Source organism: Cohnella phaseoli (assembly GCF_003386235.1).
In the GTDB taxonomy this organism is placed as follows: domain Bacteria; phylum Bacillota; class Bacilli; order Paenibacillales; family Paenibacillaceae; genus Cohnella; species Cohnella phaseoli.
Genome location: NZ_QRDZ01000010.1, coordinates 72,772 through 88,839, shown reverse-complemented (window position 1 = coordinate 88,839; position 16,068 = coordinate 72,772). Strand labels below are relative to the sequence as shown.

Sequence of the window (16,068 nt, the reverse complement as noted above, 5' to 3'; positions counted from 1 at the left end):
CATTATAGAAGGGTCTGTCGGCCGGGTGTCATTCCGACCGACAGACCTCCCGGATGTTCTATTTGCGAATATTCATCCATACATCGGGATCGCCCAAATCATTGTGCACCTGAAGCCCGTTTACGCCAACGTTCGCGAAGATCGCCGCATCCTCAGCGCCTAGCGAAATGTACACCTGGTCGCTGACTTGCGGGAATACGGAGCTGTCCAGCCACAGCTTTCCGCTAATGTGTCTGATCCGATAGGGATTTCCGGAATAAGTGTCATGGTACTGCTGCAAAGTTACGCTGCCCGGACCGTTGAATTGCGATCCGTTCTGTGCGGCCCAAGCAATTGTGTTGAAAAATTTGACATCCCCGGTAAACGTATGAGCGGTGTTGATGTATCTTTTATTGCCTCCTCCGATTGCCGTAAGCTGGGTATTAATAAAGTTAATATTCGTGCCCGAGCCGCCCAGCTCAACCCCGTGCTCCGCATTGTCCGCACCGAAACCGTACACCTGGATATCGGACGAGTTTCCGCTGATGCCTATTCCATAACCGACCCCATAAGAAAAGCTTTGGAAAACATTCACATGCGACGTGTTATGAATCCGGATGCCAGTTGCCATCGTCGAAGGGGTATTCATCCACCAATTGATACGCGGAGCATTGTCTTCGCGTCCTGCATCCTGCCAGTCCCCAACCGTATTCATCAGATTGCGGATATATCCCGGGTCGCCGTTCACGCCGTCGAGATCGATAAACGTTTTGAGCGCAACGCCCCTGACATAGTCGATCAAATAGTCGCCTTCGTTCATTTTGATTCCCGTATAGGAATCCGGAAGCGTTACATCCTTCACATAAGCCCCGGCTCCATTTCCTTGAATCGTTGCGGGATAGGCAATAGGTGCGCTGAAGTTTTGAATCGGATAAAACACGCTGAGACCGCGAACGCCGGCATCCTGACCCAACGCGAGGAAGGGATCGCCGCTTTCGTCGCCTTGATTTTCCGATGCCAGCAGCACCGTGCCTTTCCGTTTCGAACCGTAATGGTAAGGTCCGTCGCTGACGCCTCTCAATTCCACGTTGCCAGGTACCGACAGATGTCCGGCTATGTTATAGCGACCAGCCGGCAAGTAGACGGTTCCCCCGCCTGCTGTCCCGGCGTCGTCCAGGGCGTCCTGAATCGCTCCGGTATCGTCGGTCGTTCCATCGGCCTCGGCATTGTACGGCGCTTTCTTCACGTTGAAGAAATTCGACGTCGACGGCTTGCGATTGGCCGGGATGAGCGGATCGCCCGCAGGCAGCTGCGGAGAGAAGGCCGTTCGCGCGTCGTTGTTAAACTTGATGTCTCCCGAGCTGAGGCTATGGACATCGGGCGAGTTGCCGGCAAATTCGTTGCCGACCATCGTCAAGGAGCTGACTCCGGAACCAAGCCAGACTTCAGGCTGGTCCACACCGAATACGGAAGATGTAATAATCAGCGTTCCGTCCGACGCTTCGACAGCCCTCCCCGACCCCCAATCCGAAAAAGTCGCATGAGCGAAGCTAAGCGTCCCCGCGCCATCCATCTTGACCGGAATACCGTCCGGCGAACCGAAAGTCGTCGAGTTGAAAAAGACGACCGCTTCCTCATCGAAGGTTGAAGGCGCTTCCACAGAAATTCCATCGCTGCCCGTCGTGTTGATCGTGCTATTGCTAATGGTTATTCCGGCACCGCTCGGATCGGCGAGCTTGATCCCGATCTTGCCGTTCTCGGTGCGAAGCTTCTGAATCTGTCCGTTGTATTTGCCGTATATGCCTTCTTCGACTAGCAGTCCTATCCCGTAGCCTTCAAGAAACACATCGTACATGTAACCCCAGTCGTTCTTCTTCTGCACGACTCCGGTTCCGTTCGCTCTCTGGTAAGCCATAATGGAAGATTCGGTCGGCGGCGTCCCCAAACCGCTGTCTGCCCAATATTTGGGTCGCAAATGGACGGTTTCCATACGGAGAATATCGCCGATCTTATCGATCTCGAAGCCTTGCTTCAAGACTGTGCCATATATGTTTTTTGAGTAGCTGCACGCCGCAAGAAATAAATTGAAGCCTTTGTACGAATTGATGAGCGTGATATTTTTTAGCGTCGGTCCGATTCGCGTTGTCAAGTCGGCTGCAATCGTCCAAGGGTAGGCTTGGATATTTCCGATATCGTCCTGTTCCGGATACCAGATCGTGACGTCGCGCACGGTCGATGACTGCTTCGTGGAAATGAAAGCAGCGCCATTCTCGTTCCCTTTGTTCTCGTAAGACATCAGAATGGTTCCCGTTCCAAGCCCGCCCTGTTCAGGGTTCTGCCATTCCCCTCTTAGCGTGACCAGCTCCGGAACGGAAAGATGGCCTTCAAAGACGTAGCGCCCCGCTGGCGCGAAAACAACTCCGCCACCGTAGAATGCTGCGGCGTCCAGCGCTTGCTGAAAAGCAGCCGTGTCGTCGATGAGATCATTCGCGACCGCGCCGAAATCGGTTACACTGTACATCGCCACAGGCACGTCCTCGGACGGAAGCGTCAGGGGCATCACGCGCGGATCTGGTGCGGGCGGAACCACACCTCCCGTCGGTCCGGGAAGCAAGGTCATCGCCAGAATGTGCATGTTCCATTCATTGGGCAGCACGATGCCGGATACCGATTTGGCTGTGTCGACTGCCAATTCGTACACAAAGATGTAGTTGGTCACGGATTCGTCCGAACCGCTGCCTCTTGGGCCGGTATGTCTGTGATTCAGGGTTTGCAGGATATGTTGTCCGGATGGGTTGGCGGTGGCCCAATCCTTCATCGTCACGGACATGTCGTCATACGTTCCATCCGTATAGAGGATGCGAAACGTTCCGGTTTTATCCCCTGCGGTAGCGGACCCTGCCACTTGAACGGAAGAATAGTTGTCCCGACGAAGCGGAATGGTTTGACCGACGGCAGCGACTGCATTGTCGTAAGCGTCCTCGAACAGGCCTAGCGAATAAGAAACGCCATCGAGCGCATTAATTCGGTGTACGAGATTGGCCGAGTACGTTTTCCCGCTCCCCGCAAGAGAATCGTAAGCGCCATCCCCGATTTTCCGATTTCTCCAAGGATGCGTATCCGTATCGTAGCTGAAACCGTCATGGTTATATTCGCTGAACAAGTCGACCGAAATTCCTACAAACAGCGTCATCGCAAAAATGTTCAACTGCGCATTGTTGGGCAGAATCAGCTTATCCAGCTTCTTGCCCGGTTCCGGCGACAGATTGTATTGGTACAATCTCGCGTTCTCCATTATATCTGCTGTTTTGCTGTGATGATGAGTCATCGTCTGCACCGTTTGTTGGTTTTCGAGGTCGAAGGCGCTCTGGCTTCGATAATCCAGCATTAACAGCGTTTCCTCGGATGTCGTCCCGTCGGCATAGACAAAAGTAAATTTGCCGGAAGAATAGCCCGTTTCATCCGTACCCGAGGCCGCTCCCAATACCCGAATCGAGTTGTACGGCTCATCGTCCAGTTCAATAATCTGGCCGCCCGGTTTAATGTTATTTTGGCTGCCGTCACTCAAGGGGCCCAGCGTGAATGGCGCGCCCGCATAAATCGGATTGACTTGAACAAGATCTGCGGAAATCGTATTCCCATTCCCATCCAGATCGCCGTTGCTGCGGTTCGCGTCGTAGCTGAACGCATCGTTGTTAAAATAAGGCGACAAGTCCAATTGAACCGGTGACGTACCGGACGCATAAGCTTTCGAATACGAACCGAAATCTTCTCCGGCGCCTCCCCATACAGAAAACAAAAGTGCGATGACAAGCGTGACTCGCGCTAGCTTGATAAACATACGTCTTCCTCCCCGCGCATGATTGCACTCCCGAATTTATTAAAAGCGATTTTCGGCAGATCGACCTCGGCGCCGGCACCCGGCGCATCCATCTCCAAAAAGCCGCCTCCAGCCTTTCGCATGCAGACAACGTTGAATACTCGTTTTTCTCCCGGCATGAGCGTAATATACGCCCGCTCTGCAACCATCCAAAATGCGTTTGTCGTCTCTTCCGGATATACGTGAAGCGCCATGTCACCTCCCGTATTGGTTACTTCAAAGCTTCGCATCCACCTCCCTTCGGTTCCAGTCAGGCCGCACTGCCAATCATTCATTGCGCGTATAGACAAATCGGCACCCGACAAGCTTAGCGCGGATTCGTAATACAGCTTCCGCTCCGAGGAAAAATAATACATATTCTCGGCCGTTTCGCCATTTGCGTACAGACGCAATCGAATGACGAACAAAGCGGGACAGGGATTGGGAAGAATGAAGGAAAAAGCGCCTGCATTCAGGCATCTATCCCCGGACAGCGTTCCCGAGTACTCCCGCTTTGTCAGGATGTTCCCCTGCCCGTCAAGCGCCTCGGCGGCAATCCAGAATTCCCCTGACTGCTCCCCATCCGCATAAATATCGCATGCAAACCTTTCGTTCGCGCTGTAATTCAATTTGCTGTAATTCAGGGAGACATGAAGCTTCCCGTAAGCGTTCAGCACCCAGTAATAGGCCATTTTCGCTTCACCGTAATATTCCGTTAAGGAGGTGCTTGATACATTGGGCCAAGGCTCGTTTAATTGCCAGACGATGCTGCCGCTGTTCGCGAATTTACGTCGGCGATTCGCTTCTACTATATAGCGCAGGCCTTCAGCCTGCAGCCATTGGCTGCATTGTACAAATTGCTCCAATTCGGCCAGCGGTCCGAAAAAAGTTTCATCCCGGTCCAGCGTATCCCACCATTCGCCATGATGCCGCCATACTTCGCTTTGCTTCATGGAAACCGGAAGCCGATGGCCGGGTCCGAGAAATTTTACGAGACTTTTGACCGAGCTGGCGCCATCCACGCCGAATTCACTGTGAAATAAATTATCCGAATTGCCATACAATTCGTAGTGTTCCGGGTTCCCAATATACTTCCATTGACCGTGAACGTCATGAGAGACGCCTTTGTCTCTCGTAATAAATTCCACGGGACCGGATGCCGATGTCGGATAGAACAGCCGCTGCGGATCCAGACGAGCAACGATTTGCTGCAGCATGGCCAGGTTCTCATCCTCGTAGGTGGACGGTTTGTTGAACTCGCTCGTCAGTTCATTGCCGCCGCTCCAAACGGACAGGGAAACATGATTTCGCCGTTTCCGGACAGCCGATTCGGCACTGAGCGCCAACAGGTTCAAGTAATCCGGATGCTTGGGCGGCGTATTGTCGATGCCCGAGCTCGATTGAATGAATTCCTGCCAAATCATGATGCCGTACCGGTCGCACAGCGCATAAAAAATTTCCTTCTCGATGATGCCCCCGCCCCATACTCTGACCAGGTTCACATTGGCATTTTTCATCAGCAGCACAAGCCATTCATAATGAGCCGACGATACGTTGCCGTACAACATATCAAGCGGCGTCATATTGACCCCTTTCACATAAACGGGGGTGTCGTTAATGACGAATGTATAAGGAAGCGCATCGTCGGTACTTCTCTCGTTCCGGGCATACGCAAGCTTTCGAATTCCGGTTTTCATTCGGCGCGTCTCATAGGCGTTCCCTTGTTCCATTAGCGTCAAACGAATTTCGTACAACGGCTGTTCGCCGTATCCGTTCGGATACCATAGCTTGGGGTTAGCGATCTTCAACCTGTTTCTGATGTACAATCGTTCCAAGGAAAGAGGCTCTTCCGTGGAATAAACGACTTCGCCGTCCGGGCTCACACATTGGATTTGCAGCGTTTGCTTTCCCGGCACGAGCGTTTCCTGACCATGCAGCCGAATTTCAGCCTCCAGCTCGATCAAGCCGTCTCCGTCCTCCGTGTCGGAAAGCACGTACACTTCCCCCAAAGAACAAGTCTCGTGAACAACAAGCCTGCACGTATCCCATATTCCGATATTGACCATCCGAGCCGAGAAATCCCACTTATAATTAAAGCGGCTTTTCTGCGTATGCGTCTCTGAAGTTAAGCCGATTTGAGACATTTCATCCGGAGCGTGCTCGAGCAATACGTCAATCGTCAGCGACTCGTGCTGCTTGACTTCGTCCGTTACATCGAAAATCGCCGGATGGAACATGCCTTCATGAACGCCGAGCAGCGACCCGTTCAGGAAAATGCGGGCTTTATAATCCAGACCTTCGAATACTAGCTCGACTTTATGGCCTGTTCTCTCCGGACGGGGAACGACTGTCCTGTACATCCACCAGCGATTCTCAACCCATTCGCACTTCAGGCTGTTCAAATCCGTGTGCGGATGATCGATATACCCGGCTCTAAACAGATCGTAATGTACGCCGCCCGGGACGGAAGCCGGAATCCAATCCGTGACCCCCAACAATTCGCGCCCCGTTTCCGTTCCGAACTTAAGCAGCGGAACCCATGGATAGAAACCTTTAACAGACCACTTGTGCGCCGACAATAAAAATTCCAACTAAGACGTCCTCCCAAATTTCCATTATCCTTTAACCGCACCGCTGGTCACGCCTGCAATAATATACTTTTGCAAAAACACGTATGCCGTCATTAACGGGGCCGCGACAACGATAATCCCTGCAGCCAGTATCGTCCAGTTCGTAGAAAATTGGCCGAAGAACATGTACAGACCGGCCGTAAGCGGCCGCATGCTTTTATCCGTCATAAACAGGAGCGGATTAATAAAATCGTTCCAAGCGTTCATGGCCGTCAACATCGCCACCGTAAAAAACGCCGGTTTGATCAAAGGAAATACAATGGTAAAAATAAATCTCAAGTAGCCGCATCCATCCATCGCGGCAGCTTCGTCCAGTTCCCGCGGCAACGATTTGACGAAGGCAACAAGGATAAACACGGCAATTGCAAGGCTGCCCCCGGTCTTGAATAAAATGAAGCCGATGTATGAATTCATGAACCCCAGGTTATCCATGATGACGACAAGCGGAACTAAACCAACCGGCAAAAACAACGCGGACATGAACAGCATGTGAACAAACCGGGAGCCTCGATAATGCTCTCTGGCAATCGGATAAGCCGCCATCGTTGCCACGATGCACGTGCATGCGGATACGAAAAAAGTGATAATGACACTGTTTTTGAAATAGAGCCCCATCTCCGCTTGCAGCCAGGCTTCTGTAAAATTGCTCCATTCCAACTCCTTCACGAAGGAAAGCGGCGAGTTCAGAAATTCCACATTGCTTTTCAAGGCCACGTTAACGAGCAGCAGAACGGGCGCGAGGATCAGCAGACAGAAAACCAACAACACCAGATGCGCCAATCCGTATTTCCCTTTATCGCGCGCAGCCATTACTGATCAACCTCCCTGCGCCGCAGATAATACTGCACAATGACCACAACGAACAAAATGAGCGCAAACTGAAGGATGGAGAGCGCAGCCAGGTAGCCCTTGGACAGCCCCGGCAAATACAGATTTTTAAAAATATAGAGCCCCAGCGTCGTAGAGGCCATTCCCGGACCGCCATTCGTCAGCACGACGATAATGTCGTAGGCGCCAAGTGTGCCGATAATGCTAAGCAGAACGTTAAGTGTGATCGCAGGTTGCAGCAGAGGCAGCGTGATGTGTCTGAAGTTTTGCCAATCCGAGCTTCCGTCGATGCGAGAGGCTTCGTACAGCTCTTCCGGAATATTTTGCAGACCGGCCAAGTAGATGATCATCGAGTACCCGGCATAAGACCAAATCATGACAAAAACAACCAAATATAAGGCGGCATTCGGACTGCCCAACAGCGGCGAGTCGTAGCCCATCGACTGCAGCAGCGCATGCACCGGACCCGAGAACGGGTCGAACATCAGCGTCCAGATCAATCCGATCACCACGACGCCCAGTACGCTGGGCATAAATAGAACCGAACGGTAAATATTACGCCCGCGGAGCTTTATGTTCACAAGAACCGCGAGAAGAACGGCCAGCGCGTTCTGTCCCAGAGTGACCAGAATGGAGAAGATGAACGTATTTTGTACGGCTTCTCCAATATTGCGAAAATCGGACGATAGAGCCTGCATGTAGTTTTGCAAGCCAACCCAACGATGCGGCACATGAATATTTCCGTTAAAATCGGTAAACGAAAAATAAAAATTTCCAAGTGCGGGCAGCAAAACAAAAACTCCAAACAACAGTAAAGCAGGCAGCGTGACAACAATAGGCCATAGCTTTGCGTGTCGACTTTGAAACGGCGCCATTTGATCTCCCCATCAGGCAAGGCTGCAAATTCAAGGCAGCCTTGCCGCATGAATTCATTCCGGTTTTATTGCCAGTTGCTTTTACTTCCGATGAGCGCTTGTTGAGACTGGTCGGCAGCCTCCGCAGCCGTCAGCCTGTTCATAATGATCTCTACGCCGATTCTTTCGAATTCGTATTTGGCGCCTGGAATCCGGTAAAGCTCCCAAATCGGCATCTGCTTCTTCAAGAGGGCGGAAACTTCATTGGCAACCGGAGAAGTCACCTGAATGCCGTCAATGACCGGCAGCATTCTGACCATATCCATGTACTTCTGATAATTCGCCGGTTCCATAATGAACTCCAAATACGTAACCGCAGCTTCTTTATTTTTCGAACCGCTGTAAATATTCCATCCGAAGCCGAATTTCGTGGTCGCAATACCGTTTGCTTCCTCATCGTTGCTGCCAGGCAGCAGGAATGCGCCTACCTCGAAATTAGGCTTGGCGTCTTCAATCTGCGACAAACTCCAGGAGCCGTCAATCATCATCGCCGCTTTGCCTTGGGCAAACAATCCTGGCGCCTGGCCGTAATCGAGGCCAAGTGAGTTCTTGATCATATACTTGCTAATAACGCCCAGCTTCTCGAACACTTCAACCCAGGCAGGGTCGGTAAATTTGGTTTCTTCCGTTTTCATTTTGTCGTAGAAAGCCGGATCTTGGCTTCTTACGATACCGGCTTCCAGAGCGCCGATAACCATATTGATCGGCCATTGGTCTTTCCCCCCGTACATGATCGGTTCAATCCCGCCCGACTTCAGCTTTTCGCTTACGCTTACGAACTCATCCCATGTTCGAGGCACGCTCAGCCCCAGATCGGCAAAGATCTTCTTGTTATAGAAGGTCACGAGCGCGATCGAGCTCATCGGCAGGAAGTATTGTTTGCCGTCCAACTGACCAGCCTTTAATGCATCCGGATAAAATTGATCGAAGAACGGATGCTGGCCGATATCCGCCATTTGCTGCCTCAGGGCCGGATTGTAAATATCCGCCTCGCCTCCGCTCCCCATGATGTCTACGTCTCCAGTCGTAATACGCGCTTCCTTAAAAGCAGCCCAATCCTTTGTCGGAACCGCATCATACTTAATCTTGATGTGCGGGTATTTTGCTTCAAACGCCTGATTGACTTCATCGAAGAAGGCTTTGTCCTCGACGCGGAAGTTAATGACCTTCAATTCCACATTTTCCTGCTTCTCCGGTTCCGGGCTGCCGCCTGCTGACGGACTGGAGTTCGCCGAGCTCGGCGTCGTCGTACCGTTCGTTTGATTGTTGGAATTTCCACACGCGGTTAACAGCAGCATAGTTGCCATTATGGCTGCAAGCATCGTTTTCGTCGAAACTAATTTCAAAACAATCTCCCCCATTAGCTCACGTTCGAATTGAAACTTGTTGAATTAAATTTAAATAAACTTCAAACAAAAAGGTGATCCCCCGAGCCAATCCACTCCTCATCCCAGAATTAATGCGCTTTCAAATGGTTCATACACTCAATTATACATAGGTAAGGGCAAATTTCAATAAAAAAATTGATATTTGTTGAATTAAATACTTCAACAAATATCAACTTTAACATTATCTATTTGCAACGGAATCCCGTTCCACAATTTGCGTCATCACATTGATTTGCTCCGGTCGTAGCTCAGGGTCTTCCCATCTTCGCATCAACATCTCTACCGCCCGTCTGCCCATCAGCTCTTTACAAGCGTCTACAGACGTCAAGGGCGGAATAAACAAATTGCATTTATTCACGTTGTCGAATCCAATCAAAGAAATATCGCCGGGGCATGAAAGATTGAACTTCCCAAGCAGCTGCAGTAAATTAAAAGCAACGGGATCGTTCGCGCAGACGATTGCGGTCGGTCTCTCCTCTTGTACAATCATCGCTTCAAACTCAGGAACGGAGAACGGAATCACTTTCCCCGCCCGAGATCCCGTACATTCAAACATCCGAATATCTTCATCCGGTCGATCGCGGCGATAATCTTGGGCTGCTGCGGTAAAGCCGCGGTAACGCTCTTTGAAACTCGCCGCATAAGACAGATCGCCCACAAACCCGATTTTCCGATGGCCTCGATCCAGCAAGTACCATGTCGCCTCGTACGCCCCGCCATAATTTTCAGCCATAACCAAATCCAGTTTAATTCGACCTTGGGAGGAATCTACCAACACTGCGGTAATGTCGGCAGCATGAATGGCCTGAACGTAAGTATACGGAATCTGTCCCAGAATGATGACTCCGTCCACTTTTCTTTCCGAAATGCAATGCGGCATTCCATCCTCAATGGCGATCGAGGTGTCAATCCCGGCAACAATCATGCTGAATTGCAGCTTGCTTAGCTCCTCCTCGATGCCGTGAATGATCTTCCCCCAGTAATCGGAATCCTTCAAGTCATCGCGCGGAAGCAGCACCGCGACGTTCCCCGTTTTGCCTATTCTGTTCGTCTTCAGAACCGGAACAGCGCGATAGCCCATCCGGATCGCTGTCCTTCTTACAAGCTCTTTCGTCTCATCGCTAACGCCTTGCAGGTTGGCCAGCGCCTTGGATACGAGAGACTTCGAAATATCCAGCTCATCCGCTATCGCTTGCATGGTCACCTTTTTTTTCATTACAAAACCTCTGATTCAATTATTTTTCTTTTCAACTCATCATACGCTTGTTTCGTTATTTATTCAACATTTTTCACCTTTAGCAAGCATCACTTTTTCCCGTCTTTCCGATAAGCCATCGGGGACTTGCCCATTCGCTCGGAAAAAACACGGGCAAAAGTCGGATAGGATGAAAACCCAGCCTCATAGCAGACGTCCGTCACCTTCATCCCGGTGCCAATCAGCAAGCTGCACGCGTGAGCCAACCGGATACGTTCCAGAAATCGCGAGTAGTTTCCCCCTGTCAGCTTCTTGAATTCCGCGCTAATATGCGCTTCAGTGTATCCGTAGGTCGCCGCCAAGCTGCTCAGCGAAATCGGATCGCGAAAATTCTGGTACACATGCCGAATGACCGTCCACATGCCTCCTCTGGCGTCGTTCCTGCCCCCGGCTCCTGCACTGCCGCCGAGACGCCGGCGAAATCGATCCACAAGAATGAACAGCTCGAACAGCTTGGACACAAACATCGCCTCACGCCACGTCCGATCGCTGCGAATTTCCTCATGCATTTGAACAAGCAGCCTGTACACCGAATCCGCATAGGGTTCATCAAGCGCATAGGAGGTGTGCCAATCCGACTCCGCCTCCTTAAGCAGTCCCTGCAAGGACATCAGAGGATGCGATCGATTAAAAAAAGCCTGAAGTCCAATCGCTCCATTGTACATGAACAGCTCCTGCCCCGGCGCGATTCGCAGCTCGTGAACTTGATGAGGGAACAGCAGCGTGAACGCTCCCGGCGCGATCCGTCGCTCGATTCCGTTGATTATCTCGATGGCTTCGCCTTGGAAGACGTAGGTATACTCGAGAAAATAATGCACGTGTGACGGAACATTGCCGGTCAGATGATGGATTTTCAACGTGTAGGGAAACTCTCCATGAATCTCGATATCTCCGCTGTAGTGATGGGGAATCATCTCACACCAGGCTTTCATCATAAAAAATGAGAGGTTTTGTTTAATTTTAACACGTATTTCAAAAAACAAGCACCTACAATGGGGAATATTCAAATTGAAAAAGAGGTGCGCGAAAGATGGAACGATTGTCCTATGTCAATCCGCTGCAAGGAACCGCTTCCGTATATGAATATTCATACGGCAACACGCTGCCGCTTGTTTCCCGTCCGTTCGGCATGGCTTCCTGGAGTCTGCAGACAAGGGAAGTGAAGGATGGCTGGTTTTTTCATCCGTCAGACCGCCGCTTGAACGGGGTTCGACTGACCCGTCAGCCGAGTCCTTGGATCGGCGATTACGGCCAGCTGCTGCTGCTGCCGCAAACCGGACCGTCCTGCCTGGCGCCGGAGCTTCGCCCCAGCTCTTATGAGCCGGAGAAATCGACACTGCGGCCGGATTACTTGTCGGTGCGCTTCTCCCGCTATCGGGCCTCGCTGGAACTTACACCCGCAGAACGGAGCGCCGCGATCAGGCTCGCGTATGAAGATTCGCGAAATGCCAGACTGCTGCTGGCGACCTACGAAGGCGAATCAAGCTTTCAGTTCGACTACGCCGCTCGAACCTTATCCGGCTTCACGCGAGCGAGCAGAGGCGGAACCCCCGACAACTTCGCCTTGTATTTCGTAATTGCGTTCGATTGCGAACTGGACGAAACGGCGTGCGACATCTACAACGCCGAGTTCGCGCCGGTCGGTGCGCTCAGCCATACGGGCGAGCAGCTTAGCGCTAGCGTCGGCTTGAAGCTGCCGACCGATGGAACGACTCAGGCAAAGATTGGCCTGTCGTTCATTAGCCTCGAGCAGGCGGCGCTGAACATGGAACGCGAGCTTGGGGACGCCGATTTTGACGAGCTGCGCAGTCAGGCCGCCGCTGAATGGGAGGAGCGGCTTGGCACAATCGAAATAAAGAGCGATGAAGCCGTGGATCAGCTGCGCACATTTTATACGTGTCTGTACCGGACATTTCTGTTTCCCCGGAAATCGTACGAGTTGGACGCCTCAGGCAGGACCGTTCACTATAGCCCATTCAACGGCAAGCTTTGCGAGGGGCCGATGTATTCGGACGTCGGTTTTTGGGATGTGTACCGGACGACAGTCCCCCTGTTCAGTCTGCTCTGTCCCCGCGAGCTGGGCGAGATGCTGCAATCCTGGGTGCTCGCCTACAAAGAAAGCGGCTGGATGCCCAAGTGGGTGTCGCCGGGAGAACGCGGCGCTATGCCGGGAACGCTCATTGACGCTGTATTCGCGGACGCCATTGCCAAGGAAATCGACGGCTTCGACGCTCAAACCGCATACCAGGGACTGCTGAAGCATGCCACCCTGCCGCCTGATCGCGACATGGTCGGACGGGAAGGTCTTGATCATTATATTCGACTGGGCTACTTGCCGGACGAGCTTGTCCACCATAGCGTAAGCCACTCGCTTGACTACGCCTATGGAGATTTCTGCCTATCCGTCATTGCCCGGGCGCTGGGAGACGGCGAGTCGCAGCTTGCCCTGTCGGAACGCGCCCGCAACTATCGCCTGCTGTTCGACGCCGAGGTTGGTTTCATGCACGGGCGGCAAGAAAGCGGAGCATGGAGACCGGACTTCAATCCGCTGGATTGGGGCGGCCCTTATTGCGAAGGCGGGGCCTGGCAGTGCAGTTGGGCTGTTCAGCACGATATTCGCGGCTATGCGGAACTGCTCGGAGGCTCTGAGCAGATGGTTCGCAAGCTCGACGAGCTGTTCGCGGCGAAACCGCATTTTAATGTAGGTTCATATGGAATGGAAATTCACGAGATGTCGGAGATGGCCGCGGCCGATCTGGGGCAGTTCGCCATCAGCAACCAGCCCAGCTTCCATTTCCCCTACTTGTTTACGGCGCTTGGGGCTCCCTCGCGCACGCAATATTGGGCAAGAAAGACGATGGAGGAGCATTTCAGCGCGGAACCGAACGGACTTCCCGGAGACGAGGATAACGGAAGCCTGTCCGCCTGGTATATTTTTGGAGCGATGGGCATGTATCCGCTCTGCCCCGGCGTGCCTGAGTATACGCTCGGAAGCCCGCTCTTCGGCAGCATGAGCGTCAAGCTCCAGAATGGACGTAGGCTGGACATACAGTCCGTAAACAACAGCTCTGATCATAAGTATGTAAAATCGGTTGCCCTTAACGGTGAAACGCATGAGAAGTTGTTCTTTACTCATGCTCAATTAACGGAAGGCGCTAAAATCGTTTTCCAAATGACGGACGAGGCGATTCTCCAATCCTATTCGCCGCAGCAGCTGCCATTCTCGCAATCGGATGTCTCTGATTGCGGATAGAACATGTTTGCAAACCTAATGTCACCAGCTCCAGAAGACGCCGGCCAAGTCTCGCCAAAGAGATTCATCTTAACGTTTTTATGAGTTATTGACGATACTATTTAGAGATGGCCAAAAACCGTGCCCTTCATCGACTATCGCTCTCTTGACAGCTGCTGTATGATTACAAAATTATGCGATTACCTGCTTAGCGGGACAGGGGGATTTACCGGCCCACGTCTCGCTCTTATTTATTTCTGACCGGCACACCCAAAAAATAGGGGGAGCAAATAATGCTTGATTCTAATCCCGATTGGCTTGCACATTGCACGGAAATAAAAGATTTAGCCAAATCGTTATCTAAACAATCGAGTATGCACCTTGACCAAGCTTCTCTCTTTTTGGTTACGGATGGCCAAGCAACGCTATCGATAAATGGGCATGAAGAGCATATTATATTTGGTCATTTAATTGCTATTGCAAGTGGTTCCGTCATCCAACTGACAAAAACCAATCACCTTGATTTTTCGGGCTATATCATTAGCTTCAATACGTATGACATGAAAATGAAATCGCTCTGCGATTGGGATGTAAATACGACGACGGGCTATTATGTTCAAAGAGTGCCTGAAACGGTCGTAGCAGATATTCGAATATCGCTCGCTGAAACGACGGATCATCTCAATACAACCATTAAGCAATATGTTTTATACCATTTATTAAAAGAATTAGATCCAGAACAACAAACCGATGAATACACGCTTGAACAAAGAATTGAGCGCACAGTAACGTATATGCAACAAAAATATAATCAAATGATGACAAGAAACGAGTTAGCGGCGATCGCCGGGTACAGCCCATCGTATTATTCAAGAAAATTCATTGATATCTATCGTAAAACGCCGATAGAGTATTTAATTCATTATCGTATTTTCCGTGCTCAGGAAATGCTGCTCCTCACAGATGACTTATCTAAAAATATTGCAAAAAAAGCGGGTTTTGACGATGTTCAATATTTTAGTCGACAGTTTACACGAATTGTCGGCCACTCGCCTAGGAAATTCAAAAAAACGGTTGCACAATACCGAATTTGCTTTCTCTCGTCTGCACACGCAGAAATTGCAATTGCATTCGGCGTCATCCCCCATTGTGTTGTCGTTACTAATTCCTTAACCCCCCGCTATCAAAAAGGCATGTTTCATCAATGGGGTGTGACCCTATTAGATACACCTCAATATGTCATTCCGCAAGACATCGTTGTACAACAACAACCCGATTTAATTATCAGCGCCAACTTAACCGAAGATACGAAACAACATTTTCGCTCCGCTGCACCCGTCCTAACAGGGCTGCCGCACGATCTTAATTCACTTATTTGCTATTTCGGCGAATTGTTCAACAAAGCAGGTCAGGCTACGCAAATGATTGACGAGCTTACTGCTCAGGTAGATCTTCTAAAAAACAAAATACAAAATCACATCTCGAGTAACTCTACCGTGCTTTACCTCCGTGTAGAAGAGCTGGGCTATCGTTATGTAGGCGAATCCTCCTGCGACACAGCTATACTTCTATATAAGGAAATCGGTTTGCAAATGCCCGCAAAGCTTCGCACAAACGAAAAAAGTTTCAACTCGTGCTCTTTACAACAATTAGAGGAAGCGAATCCTGCGTATTTGTTTATTGAGAAACGTGTAATGGACTATTACAATGCAGACCTCAGCCTATCAACACTCCAACAAAGTAAGCAATGGGCCAATTTGGATGCGGTAAAAAACAAACATGTATTTTATGTTGACACAGGCTTATGGATTAACAATTGCAGTGTGTTTGGTAAAAGGGAAATAATGCGGCAGATTGAACAATCTATTTTGGGAGGCGCTTATTCAACAACACAATAATCCAATTTTTAAGACGCTTTACGCTATATTAGGTTGACTCATTATTCGCTATAATTTGATAGTGATAATCATTATCAAAGAAAAG

The 16,068-nt window shown here is 50.7% G+C and carries 9 protein-coding genes; 2 read left to right on the top strand and 7 right to left on the bottom strand.

Going from position 1 to position 16,068, the window contains the following annotated elements; translation table 11 throughout:
- Positions 1–58 precede the first annotated feature (58 nt).
- From DFP98_RS14430 to DFP98_RS14400, 7 genes are all read right to left on the bottom strand, one after another.
- The gene (locus tag DFP98_RS14430) at positions 59–3,820 is read right to left on the bottom strand and encodes a glycosyl hydrolase family 28-related protein (RefSeq protein WP_116061313.1); all 3,762 of its coding nucleotides are present in this window, start codon (positions 3,818–3,820) and stop codon (positions 59–61) included.
- Entirely contained in the window at positions 3,805–6,429 is a 2,625-nt protein-coding gene (locus DFP98_RS14425) for a glycoside hydrolase family 2 protein (protein ID WP_116061312.1), read from the bottom strand. The genes DFP98_RS14430 and DFP98_RS14425 overlap by 16 nt, the downstream gene beginning before the upstream one ends.
- 24 nt (positions 6,430–6,453) lie before the next feature.
- Positions 6,454–7,278 (bottom strand): carbohydrate ABC transporter permease, encoded by an 825-nt coding sequence (locus DFP98_RS14420; RefSeq protein ID WP_116061311.1) that lies wholly within the window; start codon positions 7,276–7,278, stop codon positions 6,454–6,456.
- Positions 7,278–8,087, bottom strand: coding sequence for a carbohydrate ABC transporter permease (locus DFP98_RS14415; protein WP_181917693.1), 810 nt, complete (start codon positions 8,085–8,087; stop codon positions 7,278–7,280). The genes DFP98_RS14420 and DFP98_RS14415 overlap by 1 nt, the downstream gene beginning before the upstream one ends.
- Positions 8,088–8,236: 149 nt before the next feature.
- Positions 8,237–9,556, bottom strand: a complete 1,320-nt coding sequence (locus DFP98_RS14410) for an ABC transporter substrate-binding protein (protein ID WP_181917692.1) — start codon at positions 9,554–9,556, stop codon at positions 8,237–8,239.
- Positions 9,557–9,779: 223 nt separating this feature from the next.
- Entirely contained in the window at positions 9,780–10,814 is a 1,035-nt protein-coding gene (locus tag DFP98_RS14405; protein ID WP_116061308.1) for a LacI family DNA-binding transcriptional regulator, read from the bottom strand.
- 89 nt (positions 10,815–10,903) lie between these two features.
- The gene (locus tag DFP98_RS14400; RefSeq protein ID WP_116061307.1) at positions 10,904–11,767 is read right to left on the bottom strand and encodes an AraC family transcriptional regulator; all 864 of its coding nucleotides are present in this window, start codon (positions 11,765–11,767) and stop codon (positions 10,904–10,906) included.
- Between the two features lie 116 nt (positions 11,768–11,883).
- Between DFP98_RS14400 and DFP98_RS14395 the strand changes: the two genes are divergently transcribed.
- Complete coding sequence (locus DFP98_RS14395; RefSeq protein WP_116061306.1) at positions 11,884–14,106, top strand: GH92 family glycosyl hydrolase; 2,223 nt, start codon at positions 11,884–11,886, stop codon at positions 14,104–14,106.
- A 272-nt stretch (positions 14,107–14,378) separates the two neighbouring features.
- Positions 14,379–15,983, top strand: a complete 1,605-nt coding sequence (locus DFP98_RS14390) for an AraC family transcriptional regulator (protein WP_116061305.1) — start codon at positions 14,379–14,381, stop codon at positions 15,981–15,983.
- The last annotated feature ends 85 nt before the right edge of the window (positions 15,984–16,068 follow it).

Bases quoted from the DNA above. Each gene is read 5' to 3' on its own strand.
- DFP98_RS14390 (WP_116061305.1), top strand. From the start codon at position 14,379: ATGCTTGATTCTAATCCCGATTGGCTTGCACATTGCACGGAAATAAAA.
- DFP98_RS14430 (WP_116061313.1), bottom strand. From the start codon at position 3,820: ATGTTTATCAAGCTAGCGCGAGTCACGCTTGTCATCGCACTTTTGTTT.
- DFP98_RS14395 (WP_116061306.1), top strand. From the start codon at position 11,884: ATGGAACGATTGTCCTATGTCAATCCGCTGCAAGGAACCGCTTCCGTA.
- DFP98_RS14400 (WP_116061307.1), bottom strand. From the start codon at position 11,767: ATGATTCCCCATCACTACAGCGGAGATATCGAGATTCATGGAGAGTTT.
- DFP98_RS14405 (WP_116061308.1), bottom strand. From the start codon at position 10,814: ATGAAAAAAAAGGTGACCATGCAAGCGATAGCGGATGAGCTGGATATT.
- DFP98_RS14420 (WP_116061311.1), bottom strand. From the start codon at position 7,278: ATGGCTGCGCGCGATAAAGGGAAATACGGATTGGCGCATCTGGTGTTG.